The organism is Aquabacterium olei (genome assembly GCF_003100395.1).
In the GTDB taxonomy this organism is placed as follows: Bacteria; Pseudomonadota; Gammaproteobacteria; order Burkholderiales; family Burkholderiaceae_C; genus Aquabacterium; species Aquabacterium olei.
In genome coordinates this window covers 1,586,819-1,606,521 of record NZ_CP029210.1, presented here as the reverse complement: position 1 = coordinate 1,606,521, position 19,703 = coordinate 1,586,819, and the positions used below count along the sequence as shown (strand labels likewise).

The following is a 19,703-nucleotide window of genomic DNA, read 5'->3' as shown; positions in this document are numbered from 1 at the left end:
GTGTCATCCCCTGCTGTCTGCCATGCCCATTGCCTACCTGCGCGCCCTCACTGCCCCGGAGCGCACGCGCCGCACCAACCTGCATCTGGGTATCTCGCTGGCCTTCATTGCCGGTGCGATCAACGCCGGCGGCTTTCTGGCCACCGAACGCTACACCTCGCACGTGACCGGGCTGGTGTCGAGCATGGCCGACGATGTGGCGGTGGGCGAGTGGGCGCTGGCCGCGACGGGCGTGGTCGCGCTGCTGGCGTTTCTGGGCGGGGCGGCGCTGTCGGCCATCCAGATCAACTGGGCGCGGCGCAACGGCTCACGCCACGTGTGCGCCCTGCCCTTGCTGACCGAGGCCGCGCTGTTGCTGGGCTTTGGCGTGCTGGGGAGCCTGCACCACATCATCGGCACGCAGCTGCTGGTGACGGTGGGCCTGCTGTGCTTCGTGATGGGGCTGCAGAACGCCATGATCACCAAGATCTCGCACGCCGAGATCCGCACCACCCACCTCACGGGGCTGGTGACGGACATGGGGATCGAGCTGGGCAAGCTGCTGTACTGGAACGCTGGCGCACCCGGCGAGGCCCGCGTGCAGGCCAACCAGGCGCGCCTGAAACTGCAGGGCAGCCTGGTGCTGGCCTTCTTCGTCGGCGGCGTCGTGGGGGCGCTGGGGTTCAAGCACCTGGGCTATGCCTTGACGGTGCCGCTGGCCATCGGCCTGGCGGCCCTGTCGTCGGTGCAGTTGCTGCCGCCGCGCGACTGATTCAGGCGGCGAAACGGGCGAAAGTCTCGTCCAGCTGGCGAATCCAGCCGGCCTTCACCTCGTCGGACACAAAGCTGGCTTCCAGGCTGTTGCGGGCCAGCGTGTAGGCATGGCCGGCGTCGAGGTCGAGTCCCTCGAAGGTGGCGAGGAAGTTGGCGTGCAGGTAGCCGCCGAAGTAGGCCGGGTCGTCCGAGTTGATCGTGACCTTCAGCCCCTGATCCAGCAGCGTCTTCAGGTTGTGCTGCTCCATCTTGTCGAACACGCACAGCTTGATGTTGGACAGCGGGCACACGGTGAGGGCCGTGCCATGCTCGGCCAGGCGCTTGACCAGCGCGGGGTCTTCCACGCAGCGCACACCGTGATCGATGCGCTCGACATGCAGGATGTCCAGCGCGTTGATGATGTACTGCGCCGGGCCCTCTTCGCCGGCATGGGCGACCAGGTGCAGGCCCAGTTCACGGCAGCGGGCGAACACGCGGGCGAACTTCTCGGGCGGGTGCCCACGCTCGCTCGAATCCAGCCCCACGCCGATGAAGAGATCGCGGTAGGGCAAGGCCTCTTCCAGCGTCTTCAGGGCGTCTTCCTCGCTCAGGTGGCGCAGGAAGCACATGATGAGCGAGGCGCTCACGCCCAGCTCGGTGCGCGCCTGTTCGCACGCGCGGGTCAGGCCCTTGATCACCACCTCGAACGGGACGCCGCGCTCGGTGTGCGTCTGCGGGTCGAAGAACAACTCGGTGTGAACGATGCCGTCTTCCTTGGCCTTGAGCAGATAGGCCCAGGCCATGTCGAAGAAGTCGGCCTCCTTCAGCAGCACGGAAGCACCCGCGTAGTAGATGTCGAGAAAGCTCTGCAGGTCGGTGAAGGCATAGGCCGCGCGCAGCGCCTCGACGCTCGGGTAGCTGAGTTGCACGCCATTGCGCTGCGCCAGCGCGAAGATCAGCTCGGGCTCGAGCGAGCCTTCGATGTGCATGTGCAACTCGGCCTTGGGCATGGCCTTCAGCAAGGCGGGCAACGCATCCCGCTCGACGCGGAAAGTGGGAAGAGGATGGGAGTTCATGGCGGACAGAAAGAAAGCATCACGGGATGACAGGACAGGATGATGCCAGCCCGGGGACCGCGACGGGCAAACCGCAGACCCGATGGCAGTGACAGGCGGCCGGTTCCCCTAGCGCTAGGGGCGAGCGATTGCGACCCGGAGAAGCGACCGATAGGGTGTCCAGGCTGTGTGCCGTACCCCATCCACCGGCTGTACCACCGAAAGGGCCTTTCCATGCTCCGCCTTGCGCTCACCGCCACTGCACTTGCCGCTGCCTCTGTCGTGCACGCTGCACCCATCAGCATCGACTACCGGGTCGACTACCAGCGTGCGTTCGAGCACCTGACAGCCACCACCACGGACCTGTCCGGCCAGTCGGCCACTGGCCGCATCACCTTCGACACGGCCAACCTGCTGGCGTCGACCTCGGACGGCATCAGCCAGACCTTGGTGTATGCCAGCGACACCACCCTCGCGCCGTACAGCCCGTTTCCGGTGCCGCCGTCGAACACGGGCGACACGCTGACCTTCACGTTTTTCCTGACTGGCGCCCTGGCCGGCACCGTGTCGGTCCAGAGCGGCGTGGCAACGGCATGGACTACCCCACCGGGGCAGGACCACGAGCGCGCCCAGACGCTGAATTTCGGGAGCACCTTCAGTGCGGCGAATCCGGCTGCGCCGACCACCGCCGAACTGGTGAGCCTGCTGCAGGGGGCCGCGGGCGCACCGGGCGGCGCGTTCGGGCTGTACCGGCTCAGTTCGCTGGACACCGGCACGATTTCCTACTCCGACCTGTTGGGCACCGCCACGGTGGTCAATGTGTCGGCCATTCCGGAAGCCGACACGCTGACCCTCACCGTGGCCGGTCTGGCCTGTGTGGTGTCGCTGGCACGGCGCCGCCGCTCGGCCGAGGCCGATGGGCCGCGGCGCCGTCGCCTGGCCTTACTTGCCTGACGGGATCGAGCCTTCCACGCCCTTGACGTAGAAGTTGATGCCGCCCAGGAACTTGTCGTCGGCAACGGTGTCCTTGGCGACCATCTCCTTGCCGTCCTGGGCGACGATCGGGCCCTTCCAGATGGCGAAGCTGCCGTCCTTCAGACCGGCCTTCACGGTATCGACCTTGGCCTTCACTTCGGCCGGCACGGCATCAGACACCGACACCAGGTCGATCGCGCCTTCCTTCACGCCCCACCAGACGCCACCGGTCTGCCAGGTGCCTTCCAGGGCGTCCTTCGTGGCCTTCACGTAGTACGGGCCCCAGTTGATCACGGCCGAGGCCAGGTGCGACTTCGGACCGAACTTGCTCATGTCCGAATCCCAGCCGAAGGCGTACTTGCCTGCCTTCTCGGCCGTCTGCAGCACGGCGGCCGAGTCGGTGTTCTGGAACAACACGTCGGCGCCCTGGTTCAGCAGGCTCTGTGCGCCTTCGGTTTCCTTGGGAGGATCGAACCAGGCATTGACCCAGACCACCTTGGTCTTGACCTTGGGGTTGACGCTCTGCGCACCCAGCGTGAAGGCGTTGATGTTGCGGATGACTTCCGGGATGGGGATCGAGCCCACGACGCCCAGCGTGTTGGACTTGGTCATCGAGCCGGCGATCACACCGGCCATGTAGGCGCCCTCGTACGTGCGCGAGTCGTACGTGCGCATGTTCGGTGCGGTCTTGAAGCCGGTGGCGTGCTCGAACTTCACGCTGGGGTTGTCGGCGGCGACCTTGAGCATGGGCTCCATGTAGCCGAAGGTGGTGCCGAACACCAGGATGTTGCCCTGGCCGACCAGGTCACGGATCACACGCTCGGCTTCGGGGCCCTCGGGCACCTTCTCGACGAAGCTGGTCTTGACCTTGTCGCCGAATTCCTTCTCGATGGCCAGACGGCCCTGATCGTGGGCGTAGGTCCAGCCGGCGTCTCCCACCGGGCCGACGTAGGCGAAGGCGATCTTCAGCGGGCCGACCGCAGCGGCCGCCGATGCGGCGGCCGAGGCCTCGGAGGCGGCCGGGGTGGCGGCCTCCTCCTTCTTGCCGCAGCCCACCAGGGCGGCGGTGGCGGCCAGGGAAGCCCAGCCTGCCAGCTTCAGCAAGGAACGCTTGGACAAATTCGAGGACATGTCATCTCCAGGGTTGAGAACTGCTTGAATCCACGGACATCAGCAACGATCATGCCGAGTCACGCGCCGGGATGGAAGGGTTTGCCGAGCGAGGCCGGCATGTTGATGCGGATCCACGTCGGGTTGCGCGAGATCAGCACCAGCACCACGATGGTGGCCACGTAAGGCAGCATGGTGAGGAACTGGCTGGGGATCTGCACCCCCTGCCCCTGCAGCTGGAACTGCAGCATCGTGACGCCGCCGAACAGGTAGGCGCCCAGCAGCACACGGCCGGGCCGCCAGGTGGCAAACGTGGTGAGCGCCAGCGCGATCCAGCCCTTGCCCGCCACCATGCCTTCCACCCACAGCGGGGTGTAGGCCAGCGAGATGTAGGCACCGGCCACGCCACACAGCGCGCCGCCGGTCATCACAGCCAGCAGACGGATCGGGCGGACGGCGTAACCCAGCGCGTGGGCCGACTCGGGCGACTCGCCGACGGCGCGCAGCACCAGCCCCCCGCGCGAGCGCATCAGGAACCAGCCCAGCCCGATGGCCAGCGCGATGGTGATGTAGACGAGCGGGTGCTGCCGGAACAGCGCAGGCCCCACAAAGGGCAGATCGGCCAGACCGGGGATGGCGAAATGCGGCCGCTCGGGCAGGCGCTGCTGCGTGTAGCTGATGCCGACGAAGGCGCTGAGGCCAGCACCAAAAAGACTCAGCGCCAAGCCGGTGGCGTACTGGTTGGTGTTGAGCCAGATCACCAGCGCGCCGAAGGCGCCGGCCATCAGGGCACCGGCCGCGGCACCGGCGGCAAAGCCCAGCCAGTCGCTGCCCGTGTTGACGCCCGTGGCGAAGCCCGCGATGGCGGCCACCAGCATCATGCCTTCGGCGCCCAGGTTCAGCACACCGGCGCGTTCGTTGATCAGGAGGCCGAGTGAGGCGAGCGCCACCACGGTGCCCGCATTCAGCGTGGCAGCCAGCAGCAGGGCCAGGGATTCAGGGGTCAGTCCGGTCATTTGGTGCTCACCCAGCGCAGGCGTTGGTGGATGAAGGTGTCACAGGCCAGCAGCGCAAACAGCAGCAGGCCCTGGAAGACGCCGGTCAGGGCCTTGGGCAGCCCGAGGCGCGACTGCGCAAGCTCGCCGCCGATGTAGAACATGCTCATCAGCACGGCCGAGAACACGATGCCGATCGGGTTCAGCCGGCCGACGAAGGCGACGATGATGGCCGCGAAGCCGTAGCCCAGCGGCACATACGGTGTGAGCTGCCCTTGTGGGCCGGCCACGTCCAGCGCCCCGGCCAGGCCAGCCATGCCGCCCGACAACAGCAGCGCCGTCCACAAGGCCCTGCGGCTGGAGAAGCCGGCATAGCGCGCCGCTGCCGGCGCCAGCCCGCCCACCTGCAGCTGAAAGCCCGCGTAGGTGCGATACAGGAAGATGGCGAAGCCCGCCACCGCCGCCAGCGCGATGAACATGCCGATGTTCATCCGGAAGCCGGTGATGAGCTTGGGCACCCGCGTGGCCTCGAGAAAGGTGATGGTCTGCGGGAAGTTGTAGCCGGCCGGGTCCTTCCACGGTCCGTAAACCAGGTAGCTGAGCAGCATCTCGGCCACGTAGACCAGCATCAGGCTCACCAGGATCTCGTTGGCATGGAAGCGGTCACGCAGCAGGGCCACGATGGCCGCCCACAGCATGCCGCCGAGCACACCGGCCAGCAGCACGGCCCCGATGATCCAGCGGCCCGTCTCGGGCGTGGCGTGCATGGCGACGCCGCCCGCACAGATGGCGCCCAGCACGAACTGGCCCTCGGCGCCGATGTTCCACAGGTTGGCCCGAAAGCAGACCGCCAGCCCCAACGCGATCAGGATCAGCGGCGTCGCCTTCAGGCTCAGTTCGGCCAGGGCGTAACCGGTCTTGAGCGGCTCGACGAAGAACATCTGCAGGCCGGCGAGCGGGTCCTTACCCAGCGCGGCAAACAGCATCACGCCCACCACCACGGTGATGGCCAGCGCGATCAGGGGCGACGCCAGCATGAGCGCCTTCGACGGCGCCGGGCGGGGCTCAAGCTTGAACATGCGCGCCTCCCGGGTTGCCCGCGGCCGGTGTCGCAGCCGGGGTCGATTCCCACAGGCCGCTCATCCACGCACCAATCTGTTCCACCGTGGCCTCGGCCGTCGGGATGGACGGCGACAGCCGCCCCTGCGCCATCACCATCAGGCGGTCGCTCACTTCGAACAATTCGTCCAGCTCCTCGCTGACCACGAGCACAGCACAGCCGGCATCGCGCAGCTTCAACAACTCGCCGCGAATCTGCGCCGCGGCACCCACATCCACCCCCCAGGTCGGCTGAGACACCAGCAGCACCCTGGGCAAGGCATCAATCTCGCGGCCCATGATGAACTTCTGCAGATTGCCACCCGACAGGCTGCGCGCCAGCGCGTGCGGCCCGGCCGCCTTCACGTTGAAGCGCTGGATCAGCTCCTGCGCCATCCCCACGATGCCGGCGGAACGCAGCCACCCGCCCGGGCCCACCGCGTCGGTGCGGGTCAGCAGCGTGTTCTGGGCAAGCGACAGGGTGGGCACGGCACCTCGGCCCAGCCGCTCTTCCGGCACGCTGTGCAGCCCCTGCTCGCGGCGCTGGCGGGGCGACGCGCGGCTGATGTCGCGGCCGAACAGCGTCACGCTGCCGGGTGCGGCACGGGGGTCTTCGCCACTCAGCACCGCCATGAGCGCCTGCTGACCGTTGCCGGACACGCCCGCAATGCCGACGATCTCGCCGGCACGCAACGAGAAACCCACCTGGCGGAGGTCGGTGCCGAACGGGTCCGGGCTGCTGACGTTCAGGCCCTTGACGCTGAGCGCCACGTCACCGAGCACCGGGGCGCTGCGCTGCAGTTCGGGCGGCTCGCTGCCGATCATCAGGCGAGACAGGCTGGCGTTGCTCTCGGCACGCGGGTCGACCTCGCCCGTGACCTTGCCGCCACGCAGCACGGTGCAGTGGTGACACAGGTTGCGGATCTCGTCGAGCTTGTGGCTGATGTAGAGGATGGAGCAGCCTTCGGCCGCCAGCTGACGCAGGGTCACGAACAGCTTGTCGACCGCCTGCGGCGTGAGCACCGAAGTGGGCTCATCCAGAATCAGCAGCTGCGGCCGGGTCAGCAGCGCACGCACGATCTCGACGCGTTGACGTTCGCCCACGGAGAGCGAATGCACGTGGCGCGCCGGGTCGACCTCCAGCCCGTATTCGCGCGACACGGTGAGGATGCGCTCGGTGACCTCGGCCAGGCTCAGGCTGCGATCCAGGCCAAGCCACACGTTCTCGGCGGCCGTCAGGGTGTCGAACAGCGAAAAATGCTGGAACACCATGCTGATGCCGAGGGCCCGCGCCTCTTGCGGTGAGCGCACCTGCACCGGCTGACCATTGAAGAGAATCTCACCGGCATCGGGCTTGACCGCGCCGAAGATGATCTTCATCAGCGTGGACTTGCCGGCGCCGTTTTCGCCGAGCACCGCGTGGATCTCGCCGGGACGCACCTTCAGGCTGACCGCGTCGTTGGCGCGCACGCCAGGGTACTGCTTGGTGATGTGCCGCAGTTCAAGTCGAAGGGACATGCTGGGGGATGAAATGGGGGGCGGCCCGGTACGGGCCATTACATGACGGATGCAGATTGGAACACCGTTTGGCCCGCCACCAGCGTGGCCGCGAGGTTCCGTTCGTCGCCGAGTGTCATCCAGGCGAACACCCGCTCGTGCAGGGACCCATGCGAGCCGCGTGCCAGGCTGTCCCGGTGGTGCGCCACATCCCCGTGCGACCAGTTCCAGATCGCGAAATCGGCCATGCGTCCGGGCTCGATCTGGCCGATTTCGTCGGCCAGGCCCAGGGCCTCGGCCGAACCGAGCGTGGCCGCGTGCAGGGCCTTCCAGGCGCTGAGGCGGGTGCCCTGCATCGCCTGAATCTTGTAGGCATCGGCCATGTTGCGCAGCATGCTGAGGCTGGTGCCGCCACCGACGTCGCTGGCCAGGCTGACGTGCAGCCCTTCGCGCTGCGCCTGCGCCCAGTCGAACAGCCCGCTGCCCAGAAACAGGTTGGACGAGGGGCAGTGCGCGATCTGGGCACCCCGCTCGCGTAACACGGCGTGGTCGCGTGCATCCAGCCAGATGCCGTGTGCCAGCACCGAGCGCGGGCCGATGAGGCCGTCGCGGTCATACACGTCGAGGTAACTGCGGGCGTCGGGGAAGAGTTCGCTCACCCACTGCACCTCGCTGCGGTTTTCGGCCACATGGGTCTGCATGTAGACGCCGGGCTGGCTGCGGCACAACTCGCCCGCCATCACCAACTGCTCGGGGGTGCTGGTGGGGGCGAACCGAACGGTGACGGCGTAGGCCTGCCGGCCGTTGCCATGCCAGCGGGCGATCAGGTCCAGACAATCGCGCTCGGCCTGCTCGACGTCGTCCAGCAGCCCTTCGGGTGCGTGGCGGTCCATCAGCACCTTGCCGGTGATCAGGCGCATGTCGTGCGCATGGGCGCGCTCGAACAGGGCATCGGCGCTGACCTTGTGCACCGTGGGAAAGACGACGGCGCTGGTCGTGCCGTGCGCCCACAGCGCGTTCAGAAAGCGCTCGGCCCCGATGCGCGACACCTCGGGATCGGCATAGCGACGCTCGGCGGGGAAGGTGTAGGTGTTGAGCCAGTCCAGCAACTCGGTGCCAAAGCTCGCAATGACATCCAGCTGCGGGCAATGGACATGGGTGTCGATGAAGCCGGGCATGAGCAGGCGGCCACGATGGTCCTGCTCGGGCGCCCCCTCCCACCCTGTCGGCAAGGCTTGGTCGGCCGGCTGGACGGCCACGATGCGGCCAGCGTCGATCAGCACGCGGTGGTCGGTCCGCCAACGCACGCCGGGGGCCTCGTGCGGGGCGGCAAAGCCGGGGTCGGCCGTGAAATCGAGCAGATCACCTCGGAGGACAAGGCGGCCGGGCGTGCCCGGGGATGCGGGGAGGGTCATGTGGGGCGTGGGTTGGATGCCGGGCTCAGGCCACCCGGGCAGGAGATGAGGGAGGGGCCGCGGGGCTGTCGGCGCCGTCGCGCACCGGAGGCCGCACCTGATGCAGCCCGCGCACCACGTCGCGCACCTGTTCGCGCAGCCAGCGGCTGGCGGCAGAGTGGTGCGTGAGGTCGTGCCACAGCTGGTAGTAATTCAAGGAGGGAAAGCTCACCGGGCAACGGATCAGGCGCACCTTCAGGTCGCGTGCATAGCGCTCGCAGAATCGCCGGCCCGTGGTGAGCACCAGCAGCGAGCCGGCCACCATGTAAGGCAGCTGGGCGAAATGCGGGTTGCGCACCACGATGTTGCGGCGCAGGCCCTGCATGGCCAGGTGCTCGTCGATGATGCCGACGGCACCCGGGTGCAGGGGCGGCGGCGCAATGTGTTCGGCCGCCAGGTACTGCTCGACCGTCCAGGCCCGCTTGCCTTCCTTGGGCAGACGCGCGGCCGGATGGTCTTCGGACACCAGGCAGACCACCTCGTCGGTCAGAAGCCGCCCGAGGTGCAGTTCGTCCGAAGGTTCCAGCCAGTTGCCGATGACCAGGTCCACCTCGCCACGCGCCAGACTGCGCCGGTAGTCCAGATCCGACGTGAGCGGCACCACCTCGACGCGCACATGGGGCGCCAGCCGACGCAGGCGCAGCGTCAACTCGGGGAGGAAACAAGGATCGAGGTAGTCGGTGGCGGCGATGCGGAAGGTCAGCGTCGTGGTGGCCGGGTCGAACTCGCGCACCGCGCTCTTGTGGCCGAACATGGCCTGCGCATGCTGAAGGATGGCCGAGGCCGGCTCGAGCAGGCTGAGCGCCACATCGGTGGGCGCCATGCTCTGGCCGCAGCGCACCAGCAGCGGGTCGCCCGTGAGCTCGCGCAGGCGGCGCAACTGGGCGCTGACCGCAGGCTGGCTGGATTGCAGGCGGATGGCCGCCCGGGAGACGCTGCATTCGGTGATCACGGTGTGCAAGACCCGGATGAGAGACAGGTCGATCTTGTCGAAAAGCGCGCTCTTGCTCATACGCCGGCATGGATCCTTGCTATAAGCGGGATGGTATACCCCTTGCATCACCACGCGGTACCCTTTTGATGGCTGACGCACGACCGTGCGCCCTGCCCCGCACCGCCTGATGATCCGGAGCCCCGCATGAACGACCTTTCACCCCGACCGATCCGCTTTGTGCACCAGGGCCAGATCCGTGACGTGAGCGGGCTGCCGCCCACGACCACCGTGCTGCAATGGCTGCGCGAGCACGCCCACTGCACGGGCACCAAGGAGGGCTGTGCCGAAGGCGACTGTGGTGCCTGCACGGTGGTGGTGGCCGAAACCGACCCGGCCACCGGCGAGCTGAAGCGCCGCACGGTCAACAGCTGCATCCAGTTCCTGCCGACGCTTGACGGCAAGGCCCTGCTGACGGTCGAGGATGTGAGCCGCAGCGCGGGCCCGGATCGCCTGCACCCCTGCCAGGAGGCCATGGTGACCTGCCATGGCTCGCAATGCGGGTTCTGCACACCGGGCTTCGTGATGTCGCTGTGGCACAGCTACGAAACCCATGCCGAGCCACTGCCCCGCCCTGCCCTGGCCGATGCCCTGTCGGGCAACCTGTGTCGCTGCACCGGCTACCGCCCCATTCTGGATGCGGGCGAACAGATGTACCAGGCGCCCCGCGTGACGATGGACATGACGCCGGTGCGTGCCCTGCTGAGCGATCTGCATCGCACCGGGGCAGCCAGCCTGGTCTACGAAGGCCCGAACGCTGCCTGCCCGGGCGCCGTGCAACGCTTTCACGCCCCGCGCACCCTGTCCGAACTGGCCGCGCTGCGGGCCGCGCGGCCAGAAGCTCGCCTGCTGGCCGGCTGCACCGACGTCGGCCTGTGGGTCACCAAGCAGTTCCGCGACCTGGGCGAGGTGATCTACCTGGGCCGGGTGGATGAACTGCAGCAGATCTCGTACAGCACCAGCCCAAGCGGCGCCCCTTGCCTGGACATCGGTGCCGGCGTGACGCTGGAAGAAGCCTGGAGCACCTTGAGCGAAGCGATGCCGGCCCTGCGTGAAGTGTGGTTGCGCTTTGCATCACCCCCGGTACGCCACGCCGGCACGTTGGGCGGCAACGTCGCCAACGGCTCGCCCATCGGCGACAGCAGCCCCATCCTGCTGGCCCTGGACGCCAGCGTCGTCCTGCGCCACGGCCACACCACGCGCGAGCTGCCGCTGCACGCCTTCTATCTCGACTACATGAAGAACGCCATGCAGCCAGGCGAGTTCCTGCAGTCCATCCGGGTGCTCCTGCCCAACGCAGCCGGCGAGCGCCTGCGGGCCTACAAGATTGCCAAACGCCGCGACAGCGACATCTCTGCCGTGTGTGCAGGCCTGTGGTTGGCATTGGATGGCGACACCATCACGGCGGCCCGGCTGGGGTGGGGCGGCATGGCCGCCACCGCGCGGCGCGCCGTGGCCACCGAGGCCGCACTGATCGGCCAGCCGTGGACCGAGGCCACGCTGCGCCGCGCCCAGGCCGCGCTACGGCAGGATTTCCAGCCGCTGAGCGACCTGCGCGCCACGGCCGACTACCGCCTGCGTGTGGCGACGAACCTGCTGGAACGCTTCTGGTTGGAAACCCGCCCGGATGCCCCGCTGCCTGCCGCACAGGCGCAGGTCTGGCCTGCCACCTGCTGACCCGAGAGGCCTCGCCATGAACCAGCCCACTGAAGCCTTCCTGACCGGTCAAAGCGCCAGCAATGCGGCGCCGAACGCCGTCACGAGCCCGACCGCCGCGGGCCGCCCCTTGCCTCACGAATCGGCCCGCCTGCATGTGGCCGGCGAAGCACACTACATCGACGACCTGCCCGAGCTGGCCGGCACGCTGCACTGCGCGCTGGGCCTGTCGCCGGTGGCCCATGGTCGCCTGCTCGGCATCGATGTGGCGGCCTTGAAGGCCGAATCCGGAATCGCCGCCGTGATCACCGCCGCCGACATCCCGGGCACGAACGACTGCGGCGCCATCGTGCACGACGACCCCATCCTGGCCCAGGGCACGGTGCACTACCTGGGCCAGCCCGTGTTTGCCGTGTTGTCAGCCGACCGCGAGACCGCCCGGCGCGTGGCAGCGCGGGCAGCCTCCTTCCTGCAGATCGAGCCCCTGCCCGCGGTGCTGACGCCCGAGGCGGCCCATGCCGCTGGCAGCTACGTGGTGCCCCCGATGCGACTGCAGCGGGGGAATGCTGCAGACGCAGTCGCCCAGGCGCCGCACCGCACATCGCGCACGCTCAAGCTGGGCGGCCAGGAACAGTTCTACCTCGAAGGCCAGATCTCGTATGCCATCCCCAGGGAGGGCCGCGGCATGCATGTGCACTGCTCGACCCAGCACCCCTCCGAGATGCAGCATGTGGTGGCCCACGCACTGGGGGTGCATGCCCACGATGTGCTGATCGAGTGCCGGCGCATGGGCGGTGGTTTTGGTGGCAAGGAATCGCAGTCGGCGGTGTTTGCCTGCGTGGCGGCAGTGGCGGCGCGCCGCCTGGGGCGCCCCGTGAAGCTGCGGCTCGACCGCGATGACGACTTCCTGATCACCGGGCGGCGCCACTGCTTCGTCCACGAGTGGACGGTGGGGCACGATGACGAAGGCCGCGTGCTGGGTGCCCAGGTCGAGATGGTGTCACGCGCCGGTTTCTCGGCGGACCTGTCGGCCCCGGTGATGGCGCGCGCCCTGTGCCACTTCGACAACGCCTACTGGCTGCCCCACGTCGACGTGCAGGGCTTCTGCGCCCGCACGAACACGCAGAGCAACACCGCCTTCCGCGGCTTTGGCGGCCCGCAAGGCGCCTTCGCCATTGAATACATCCTCGACGACATCGCGCGCGCACTGGGCCGCGATGCGCTGGACGTGCGGCTGGCCAACCTGTACGGCACCACCCAGCACAACACCACGCCCTACGGGCAGGTGGTGGAAGACAACGTGCTGCACCCGCTGATCGATCAGTTGGTGAGCGAGAGCGCCTACCGCGCTCGCCGCGAGGCGGCGACCGCCTTCAACCAAAACAGCCCGGTGCTCAAGAAGGGGCTGGCGCTGACGCCGCTGAAATTCGGCATCTCCTTCAACGTCGTGCACCTCAATCAGGCCGGCGCGCTCGTGCACGTCTACACCGACGGCAGCATCCTGGTGAACCATGGCGGCACCGAAATGGGGCAAGGCCTGAACACCAAAGTGGCGCAGATGGTGGCCCACACGTTGGGCGTGAAGCCAGAGCGCGTGCGCGTGACGGCCACCGACACCTCGAAGGTGGTGAACACCTCGGCCACGGCCGCGTCGACCGGGTCGGACCTCAACGGCAAGGCCGCGGCCGACGCGGCACAGCAGATCCGCACGCGCCTGGCTCAGCACCTGAGCGAGCGGCACGGCTTGCCCGCCGACGCCGTGCGCTTTGCCGACGACCAGGTGCACGTGGGCGAGCTGGCCCTGGCTTTCGAAGATGTGGTGATGGGCGCCTACATGGCCCGGGTGCAGCTGTGGTCCGACGGCTTTTACGCCACACCCAAGCTCCACTGGAACCGCGAGACCATGACCGGCCGGCCCTTCTACTACTTCGCCTATGGCGCGGCCGTCAGCGAGGTGCTGGTCGACACGCTGACCGGCGAATGGAAGCTGCTGCAGGCCGATGTGCTGCATGACGTCGGTCAGTCCATCAACCCGGCGCTGGACATCGGCCAGGTTGAAGGGGCGTTCATTCAGGGCATGGGCTGGCTGACCAGCGAAGAGCTCTACTGGCACCCGCAATCCGGCAAGCTGATGACGCACGCGCCGTCCACCTACAAGATCCCGACCGCGAGCGACCTGCCGGAGGCCTTCAACGTCAAGCTGTTCGCCAACCGCAACGTCGAGGACAGCATCCATCGGTCGAAGGCCGTGGGCGAGCCCCCGTTGCTGCTGCCGTTGTCGGTGTTCTTCGCCATCCGCGATGCGGTGTCGGCCGTGGGCAGCCACCGCGTGAGCCCGCCACTGCGCGCGCCGGCCACGCCAGAGGCCATCCTGGACGCGGTGGACGCCGTGAAAGCCGCCCTGTGAGCCGACATGACCCTGCCTGAGTCACACCCGATGCCGCCGCGCCAGGGGCCGAGCGCCCTGCATGCGCGCGCGCTGCGGGCCACCGCCCGGCGCCACATCGAGGCAGGCATGCCCTGCGTGGTGGTGCGCGTCGACCACATCAAGGGCTCGACCCCGCGCGAGGTTGGTGCGCGGATGCTGGTCAGCCTGCCCTCGCGGGGCCGCGCGTCCACCGCCACCGTGCAGGGCACCATCGGCGGCGGGCACCTCGAGTGGCAGGCGATCGAGCTGGCCCGCGAGGCCTTGCGCAAGGCGCCGAGTGGTACACAGCCGGCACCATGGCAGCAGACCTTTCCGCTGGGGCCCACGCTGGGTCAGTGCTGTGGCGGCGTGGTCACCCTCGCCTTCGAGCCGCTGACCGAGACGCTGCTGACCGACTGGCAACTGCCCCCGGCCCGGTTTCACCTGGAACTGCATGGCGCCGGCCACGTCGGCCAGGCCATCGTGCGGCTGCTGGCAGACATCGACTGCACGGTCCGGTGGATCGACGAGCGCCCCGATGCCGAGCACGACGATGGCGACACCCCAGGCCTGCCCTCGGCCGAAGCGCTGGCCGCCCTCCCTGCCCACATCACTTTCGTGGAGACGGATGCGGCCGACACCGAAGTGGCCGAAGCGCCGCCTGGCGCGTGCCATCTGGTGCTCACCCACCGGCATGACCTCGATCTGCGCATCGTCCACGCCGTGCTGCGCCGTGGCGACTTCGCGTTCGCCGGCCTGATCGGCTCGCAGACCAAGCGCGCCCGCTTTCTGCACCGGCTGGCCGAGCAGGGCGTAGACGACGGCGCCCTGGCCAGGCTCACCTGCCCGATCGGACTGCCCGGCCTCACGGGCAAGGAGCCCGCCGTCATCGCGATCGCGGTGGTGGCCCAGCTTCTCCAGCGCACGTCGACATGAACCGCCGGCACTGAAGTCCATTAAAAATCCGTTAAATCGCTTCGCATGCGTGCAACGGACGGCGTTTGATCTGAATCAGGTCGGGCCACCCACCAACCGTTCACGTCGTGAACAAACGCACGCTGAAGCCGGTTTCGCACGCGAGCAGGCACGATGAACCATCAGGTACCACCCGGGGTACACCGATAGAAGGAATGGGTGCCCTCGATGGCTGATCGGTTTGTTCTGAAAGGCGCCCTGCCCCGCTGTCCCTGGCGGGTGCCCACTTCGAACAAATGGAACGTGCAGCCATGCGCCACCTCGACAAACTCACTCTCTCCCGCAAGCTCGCCGTGCTGGTCGGCAGCGCCCTGGCCGGCATCCTCGTGCTAACCGCCCTGTTTCTGGTCTCGGAACGAAAACTCATCCTGGGCGAGCGCCAGACCAGCGTGCGCCAGACCGTCGAGGTTGCCCACGGCCTCATTGCGCACCAGCATGCGCTGGCCACCAAGGGCCTCATCACCGAAGCCGAGGCCAAGCAGCGTGCACTCGATGCGCTGGGGGCCCTTCGGTACAGCGGCGACGAGTACTTCTGGGTCAACGACATGGGCGCCCGCATCGTGATGCACGCGGTCAAGCCCGAGCTCGACGGCAAGGACATGTCGGATTCGCGCGACCCGAATGGCAAGCCGCTGTTCAAGGCCTTCGTCGACATCGTGAAAGCGCAGGGGTCGGGTTTCGTCTTTTATGAGTGGCCGCGCCCGGGCGACGTGCAACCCGTGCCGAAGGTGTCCTTCGTGCAGGGCTTTGCGCCGTGGGGCTGGGTCGTGGGTTCGGGCGTGTACATCGACGCCGTGAACGCCACCGTCATTCAGCGCAGCCTGCTGATGTCCGGCGGCACGGTGATCCTGGGCCTGGCACTGCTGGGCGTGGGCCTGCTGATCGGCCGCAGCATCCAGCGTCAGCTGGGCGGTGAGCCGGCCCTGGCTACTGCACTGACCCGTCAGCTCGCAGACGGTGACCTCAGTGTCCACATCCCGCTGCGGCCCGACGATCGTCACAGCCTGCTGCACGCCATCGCCACGTTGAAGAACAACCTGTCGGGCATCGTGGGCCGGGTGCGCGACAGCGCCGAGTCGGTCGCCACAGCCAGCTCGCAGATCGCGCACGGCAACCTGGACCTGAGCCAGCGCACCGAGCAGCAGGCCTCGGCCCTGCAGCAGACGGCGGCTTCCATGGAAGAGCTGAGCGCCACCGTGCGCCAGAACGCCGACGGCGCGCGCACCGCCAACGACCTGGCGCAGGACGCAGCCAACGTGGCGGGCGCTGGCGGGCGCATCGTGGGCGAGGTGGTCGAGACAATGAAGGAGATCAACAGCAGCTCGGGCCGCATCGCCGACATCATCGGCGTGATCGACGGCATCGCCTTCCAGACCAACATCCTGGCGCTCAATGCCGCGGTGGAAGCCGCCCGGGCGGGTGAGCAGGGTCGCGGCTTCGCGGTGGTGGCCTCCGAGGTCCGCAGCCTGGCCGGCCGCTCGGCCAGCGCGGCCAAGGAAATCAAGACCCTGATTCGGGACAGCGTTGATCGCGCCTCCAAGGGCTCGGCACTGGCCGACCAGGCGGGCAACACGATGAGCGAAGTGGTGGGCGCCATCCAGCGACTCAACCACATCATGGCCGAGATCACCGCGGCCAGCAGCGAGCAGAGCCAAGGGGTGGCGCAGGTGGGCCAGGCCGTGAACCACATGGATCAGGCCACGCAGCAGAACGCCGCGCTGGTGGAAGAAAGCGCCGCTGCGGCGGAGAGCCTGAAACTGCAGGCGCACGCACTGGTTCAGGCCGTGTCGGTGTTCCGCCTGAATGGCGAAGGTGGGGGACAGCGCCGCACTTGAGTTCTGGAGCCCGCGGCCTGGCTGGCGGCGGCACCGCCCTGTATGCCCCCATGATTCAAAACTGTTGCACCTCGCCTTCCGCTGGCTTCAGCACCGCAGGGACCTACCACTTCGGTGTACTGAACGCCGGAGACGTTTTCGGCTTCGTGATTCGGGGGCGCAACGCTGACTCGACCGCCGTGCTCCAAGGCAAGCTCGACGTCTCGGTGTCGGCCGTGCCCGAGCCCGAAACGTTCGCGCTGGCGGCCGCAGGGCTCGGCGTGCTCGTTTCGGCACGTCGCCGTCGCACCGCTCTCCGGGTGTGAGTGTGGCCGGTGCGGCGGTCCGCACCGCGTGAGGCGGGCTCAAGGGCCTCAACGCGACGCCGTCGAAGCCCGATACCACCGCCCCAGCAACGCCCGCTCGTCTTCGGTGATCTGCGTGGCGTTGTTCATCGGCATGGCCTTGAGGACCACGGCCTGCTGATGGATGGCCTGGGCCTGGGCGTCGATGGCGGCCGCGGTGTCCAGCCGGACGCCCTTGTTGGCCACCTGCGCGTTGTGGCACAGCACGCAGCGCTGCGCCACAACGGTATGGGCTTGCGCCGTCAGGTCGGCCGGGCTCTCCACCGCGGACGCAGCGGCTGATGAAGGCGCCGAAGCCGGCGCCAGCCACACGGCCACCCCGAGCAGCACGGCCACACCGGCCACCGCCCAGCCCCAGGGCGCCCGTTGCCCGGCCACCTCGGTTTTATGCCGCGCCACGAAGAAGCGCCGGATGAGTGCACCAGCCAGCATGATGAGCACGAGCACCAGCCAGTTGTGCGCATGGCTGTAGACCCAACCATAGTGGTTGCTCAGCATCGCAAACAGCACCGGCAGCGTGAAGTAGGTGTTGTGCACGCTGCGCTGCTTGCCGCGCAGGCCGTGCACCGGGTCCACCGGCTGCCCGGCCTTCATCGCGGCCACCACCTTGCGCTGGCCCGGAATGATCCAGAAGAACACGTTGGCGCTCATGGCGGTGGCCATCATGGCGCCGACCAGCAGAAAGGCTGCCCGGCCGGCAAACAGCTGGCACGCCAGCCACGAGGCGAACACCACCACCACCGCGACGACGGCACCCACGATGGCATCGCCCTTCGGGCCACGCCCCAGCGTGCGACAGATCACGTCGTAGACCAGCCAGAAGCCGGCCAGAAAGGCAAGCGCGGTGTGGACAGCCACCACCGGGGCCCAGTCGTGCACCGTCTTGTCGATCAGGAAGGTAGCTGCGTTGAACAGGTACAGCGCCGTGAAGAGCGCGAAACCCGTGAGCCACGTGGCGTAGCTCTCCCAATAGAACCAGTGCAAGTGGGCCGGCAACTGCCGCGGCGCGCCCAGGTACTTCTGCGGGTTGTAGAACCCACCGCCATGCACGGCCCACAGTTCACCGCCCACGCCCTTGTCGAGCAGGGCCTTGTCGACGGGACGCGTCAGGGTGTTGTCCAACCACACGAAATAGAACGACGAGCCGATCCAGGCGATGGCGGTGATGACATGCGCCCAACGCAGCAACAGGTTGACCCAGTCGAGCGCGTAGGCCAGCAAGGGTGAAACGTCCATGACTCAGCTGCCGCGGTAGGTGGAATAGGACCAGGGGCTCACGAGCAGCGGCACGTGGTAGTGCGCGCCGGCATCGCCAATGCCGAAGTCCAGCGGCACCTGGGTCAGGAAAGGCGTTGCGGGCAGCGGCGTGCCGCGTGTGCGGAAGTAGCCGTCGACATCGAACACCAGCCGGTAGTGCCCCGGCTTGAAGTCTTCCCCCTGCAGGAGCGGACCATCCACGCGGCCATCGGTGTTGGTCACCACGCTGCGCAGCAGGAGCCAACGGCCGTCGGCACACCCGTCAGGCGAGGGCTCGCGCACATACAGCGCAATCGACATGCCGGCGGCCGGCGTGCCATGCACGGTGTCCAGCACGTGGGTGGTGAGTCGGCCCGTGGCGGGGGGATGGGTGTCGCTCATGAGATGGTCCTGGCACGACATGTGCCTGTTTCGGGAATGCAAGTCGCGGGCCGCGGTGTGTCCGGCGTCGAAGCCGGTTGCCAGCATCGCGAAAAAGCTGTATACACTTTAACCACGATGAGCGCCGCACGCAAGCCGCCCCCCTTCCCCGAGACCGTTGCCACCGCCAGTGTGTCGGTCGAAGCCGACGTGGCAACAAGCCGGCGCCCGCCGCTGACCAAGGCCGATGCCGAGGCCATCCCGATGCCTGTCGCGGATGCGGAAGGCGCCGACAGCCCCACCAGCACCGAGCACATCGTGCACGCCGTCACCCGGGCCATCGTCGAGCACCGCCTGCTGCCCGGGGCCAAGCTGGTCGAGCAGAAGATCGCCGACCGCTTCGGCGTGTCGCGCACCATCGTGAGGCAGGCGTTCAATCGGCTGTCGGAACTCAAGCTCGTGCGACTGGAGCCGGCCCGTGGCGCCTTCGTGGCAGCGCCGTCCATCGAAGAAGCGCGCGAGGTCTTCGCGGTGCGGCGCATGGTGGAAGGGCAAATGCTGCGCGAGCTGATCACCCGCATCAAGCCGGGCGACCTGCGTGAACTGAAGGCCCACCTCAAGGCCGAACGCGAAGCCGTCAAACGCATCGACGTGCCCACACGTTCCAAGCTGCTGTTCGATTTTCACGTGGAGCTCGCCCGGGTTCTGGGCAACCAGGTGCTGGTCGACCTGATTCAGGAACTCGTGTCACGCTGCTCGCTGATCACGCTGATGTACCAGTCGGCCGATGACGCCGAAACCTCGCACGCCGAGCACATCGCCATCCTGCAGGCCATCGAGGCGCGGGACGCCGACCGTGCCGCGGCCCTGGTGGATGCGCACCTGCTGACGGTCGAACGCCAGCTGACCCAGCGACCGCGCGCGCCTGGCGTGCCGCTGGGGTCCCCCGCCTGACCTTGCCG

The 19,703-nt window shown here is 68.0% G+C and carries 16 protein-coding genes and 1 pseudogene; 8 read left to right on the top strand and 9 right to left on the bottom strand.

Annotated features, from left to right (window positions below; translation table 11 throughout):
• The first annotated feature begins 22 nt into the window (after positions 1–22).
• Positions 23–751 (top strand): YoaK family protein, encoded by a 729-nt coding sequence (locus DEH84_RS07350; RefSeq protein ID WP_109036134.1) that lies wholly within the window; start codon positions 23–25, stop codon positions 749–751.
• Between the two features lies 1 nt (position 752).
• On the opposite strand, the gene DEH84_RS07345 is transcribed toward DEH84_RS07350, so the two are convergent.
• Complete coding sequence (locus DEH84_RS07345) at positions 753–1,808, bottom strand: adenosine deaminase (RefSeq protein ID WP_109036132.1); 1,056 nt, start codon at positions 1,806–1,808, stop codon at positions 753–755.
• Positions 1,809–2,021: 213 nt separating this feature from the next.
• Between DEH84_RS07345 and DEH84_RS07340 the strand changes: the two genes are divergently transcribed.
• Positions 2,022–2,741: a hypothetical protein gene (locus DEH84_RS07340; RefSeq protein ID WP_109036130.1), complete on the top strand. Its 720-nt coding sequence runs from the start codon at positions 2,022–2,024 to the stop codon at positions 2,739–2,741.
• Here DEH84_RS07340 and DEH84_RS07335 read toward each other — a convergent pair.
• Genes DEH84_RS07335 through DEH84_RS07310 form a run of 6 tightly spaced genes read right to left on the bottom strand, consistent with a single transcriptional unit; the run spans position 2,730 to position 9,928 of the window.
• A complete protein-coding gene (locus DEH84_RS07335) occupies positions 2,730–3,893 on the bottom strand; it encodes a BMP family ABC transporter substrate-binding protein (protein ID WP_109036128.1) in 1,164 nt (387 codons plus the stop codon). The two genes, DEH84_RS07340 and DEH84_RS07335, sit on opposite strands and share 12 nt — an antisense overlap.
• A 59-nt stretch (positions 3,894–3,952) precedes the next feature.
• A complete protein-coding gene (locus DEH84_RS07330) occupies positions 3,953–4,888 on the bottom strand; it encodes an ABC transporter permease (RefSeq protein ID WP_109036126.1) in 936 nt (311 codons plus the stop codon).
• Complete coding sequence (locus DEH84_RS07325; RefSeq protein ID WP_109036124.1) at positions 4,885–5,946, bottom strand: ABC transporter permease; 1,062 nt, start codon at positions 5,944–5,946, stop codon at positions 4,885–4,887. The genes DEH84_RS07330 and DEH84_RS07325 overlap by 4 nt, the downstream gene beginning before the upstream one ends.
• A complete protein-coding gene (locus DEH84_RS07320) occupies positions 5,933–7,483 on the bottom strand; it encodes an ABC transporter ATP-binding protein (protein WP_109036122.1) in 1,551 nt (516 codons plus the stop codon). Before DEH84_RS07320 ends, DEH84_RS07325 begins: the two co-directional genes overlap by 14 nt.
• A 38-nt stretch (positions 7,484–7,521) precedes the next feature.
• Positions 7,522–8,877, bottom strand: coding sequence for a guanine deaminase (gene guaD / locus DEH84_RS07315; RefSeq protein ID WP_109036120.1), 1,356 nt, complete (start codon positions 8,875–8,877; stop codon positions 7,522–7,524).
• Positions 8,878–8,902: 25 nt separating this feature from the next.
• Positions 8,903–9,928 (bottom strand): LysR family transcriptional regulator, encoded by a 1,026-nt coding sequence (locus DEH84_RS07310; RefSeq protein WP_109036118.1) that lies wholly within the window; start codon positions 9,926–9,928, stop codon positions 8,903–8,905.
• Between the two features lie 126 nt (positions 9,929–10,054).
• Between DEH84_RS07310 and xdhA the strand changes: the two genes are divergently transcribed.
• From xdhA to DEH84_RS19740, 5 genes and pseudogenes are all read left to right on the top strand, one after another.
• A complete protein-coding gene (gene xdhA, locus DEH84_RS07305) occupies positions 10,055–11,584 on the top strand; it encodes a xanthine dehydrogenase small subunit (RefSeq protein WP_109036116.1) in 1,530 nt (509 codons plus the stop codon).
• Between the two features lie 16 nt (positions 11,585–11,600).
• A complete protein-coding gene (xdhB, locus tag DEH84_RS07300; protein ID WP_109036114.1) occupies positions 11,601–13,970 on the top strand; it encodes a xanthine dehydrogenase molybdopterin binding subunit in 2,370 nt (789 codons plus the stop codon).
• Positions 13,971–13,976: 6 nt separating this feature from the next.
• Positions 13,977–14,906, top strand: a complete 930-nt coding sequence (gene xdhC, locus DEH84_RS07295; RefSeq protein WP_245932707.1) for a xanthine dehydrogenase accessory protein XdhC — start codon at positions 13,977–13,979, stop codon at positions 14,904–14,906.
• A gap of 290 nt (positions 14,907–15,196) precedes the next feature.
• Entirely contained in the window at positions 15,197–16,780 is a 1,584-nt protein-coding gene (locus DEH84_RS07290; RefSeq protein WP_109036112.1) for a methyl-accepting chemotaxis protein, read from the top strand.
• Between the two features lie 197 nt (positions 16,781–16,977).
• Positions 16,978–17,085, top strand: a pseudogene (locus DEH84_RS19740) (PEP-CTERM sorting domain-containing protein); the annotation flags it as partial.
• Between the two features lie 48 nt (positions 17,086–17,133).
• Here the strand turns inward: DEH84_RS19740 and DEH84_RS07280 are convergent.
• Both DEH84_RS07280 and uraH read right to left on the bottom strand, forming a co-directional pair.
• Entirely contained in the window at positions 17,134–18,360 is a 1,227-nt protein-coding gene (locus DEH84_RS07280; RefSeq protein ID WP_425428994.1) for a urate hydroxylase PuuD, read from the bottom strand.
• A 3-nt stretch (positions 18,361–18,363) separates the two neighbouring features.
• Positions 18,364–18,762, bottom strand: a complete 399-nt coding sequence (uraH, locus tag DEH84_RS07275) for a hydroxyisourate hydrolase (RefSeq protein WP_109038263.1) — start codon at positions 18,760–18,762, stop codon at positions 18,364–18,366.
• A gap of 243 nt (positions 18,763–19,005) precedes the next feature.
• Between uraH and DEH84_RS07270 the strand changes: the two genes are divergently transcribed.
• On the top strand, positions 19,006–19,695 hold the full coding sequence (locus DEH84_RS07270; protein ID WP_109038262.1) for a GntR family transcriptional regulator: 690 nt from the start codon (positions 19,006–19,008) through the stop codon (positions 19,693–19,695).
• The last annotated feature ends 8 nt before the right edge of the window (positions 19,696–19,703 follow it).

Coding starts and splice junctions, on each gene's coding strand:
- DEH84_RS07325 (WP_109036124.1), bottom strand. CDS start 5,946: ATGTTCAAGCTTGAGCCCCGCCCGGCGCCGTCGAAGGCGCTCATGCTG.
- xdhC (WP_245932707.1), top strand. CDS start 13,977: ATGACCCTGCCTGAGTCACACCCGATGCCGCCGCGCCAGGGGCCGAGC.
- DEH84_RS07310 (WP_109036118.1), bottom strand. CDS start 9,928: ATGAGCAAGAGCGCGCTTTTCGACAAGATCGACCTGTCTCTCATCCGG.
- xdhA (WP_109036116.1), top strand. CDS start 10,055: ATGAACGACCTTTCACCCCGACCGATCCGCTTTGTGCACCAGGGCCAG.
- DEH84_RS07345 (WP_109036132.1), bottom strand. CDS start 1,808: ATGAACTCCCATCCTCTTCCCACTTTCCGCGTCGAGCGGGATGCGTTG.
- xdhB (WP_109036114.1), top strand. CDS start 11,601: ATGAACCAGCCCACTGAAGCCTTCCTGACCGGTCAAAGCGCCAGCAAT.
- DEH84_RS07350 (WP_109036134.1), top strand. CDS start 23: ATGCCCATTGCCTACCTGCGCGCCCTCACTGCCCCGGAGCGCACGCGC.
- DEH84_RS07290 (WP_109036112.1), top strand. CDS start 15,197: ATGCGCCACCTCGACAAACTCACTCTCTCCCGCAAGCTCGCCGTGCTG.
- DEH84_RS07280 (WP_425428994.1), bottom strand. CDS start 18,360: ATGGACGTTTCACCCTTGCTGGCCTACGCGCTCGACTGGGTCAACCTG.
- DEH84_RS07330 (WP_109036126.1), bottom strand. CDS start 4,888: ATGACCGGACTGACCCCTGAATCCCTGGCCCTGCTGCTGGCTGCCACG.
- DEH84_RS07320 (WP_109036122.1), bottom strand. CDS start 7,483: ATGTCCCTTCGACTTGAACTGCGGCACATCACCAAGCAGTACCCTGGC.
- DEH84_RS07335 (WP_109036128.1), bottom strand. CDS start 3,893: ATGTCCTCGAATTTGTCCAAGCGTTCCTTGCTGAAGCTGGCAGGCTGG.
- guaD (WP_109036120.1), bottom strand. CDS start 8,877: ATGACCCTCCCCGCATCCCCGGGCACGCCCGGCCGCCTTGTCCTCCGA.
- uraH (WP_109038263.1), bottom strand. CDS start 18,762: ATGAGCGACACCCATCCCCCCGCCACGGGCCGACTCACCACCCACGTG.
- DEH84_RS07270 (WP_109038262.1), top strand. CDS start 19,006: ATGCCTGTCGCGGATGCGGAAGGCGCCGACAGCCCCACCAGCACCGAG.
- DEH84_RS07340 (WP_109036130.1), top strand. CDS start 2,022: ATGCTCCGCCTTGCGCTCACCGCCACTGCACTTGCCGCTGCCTCTGTC.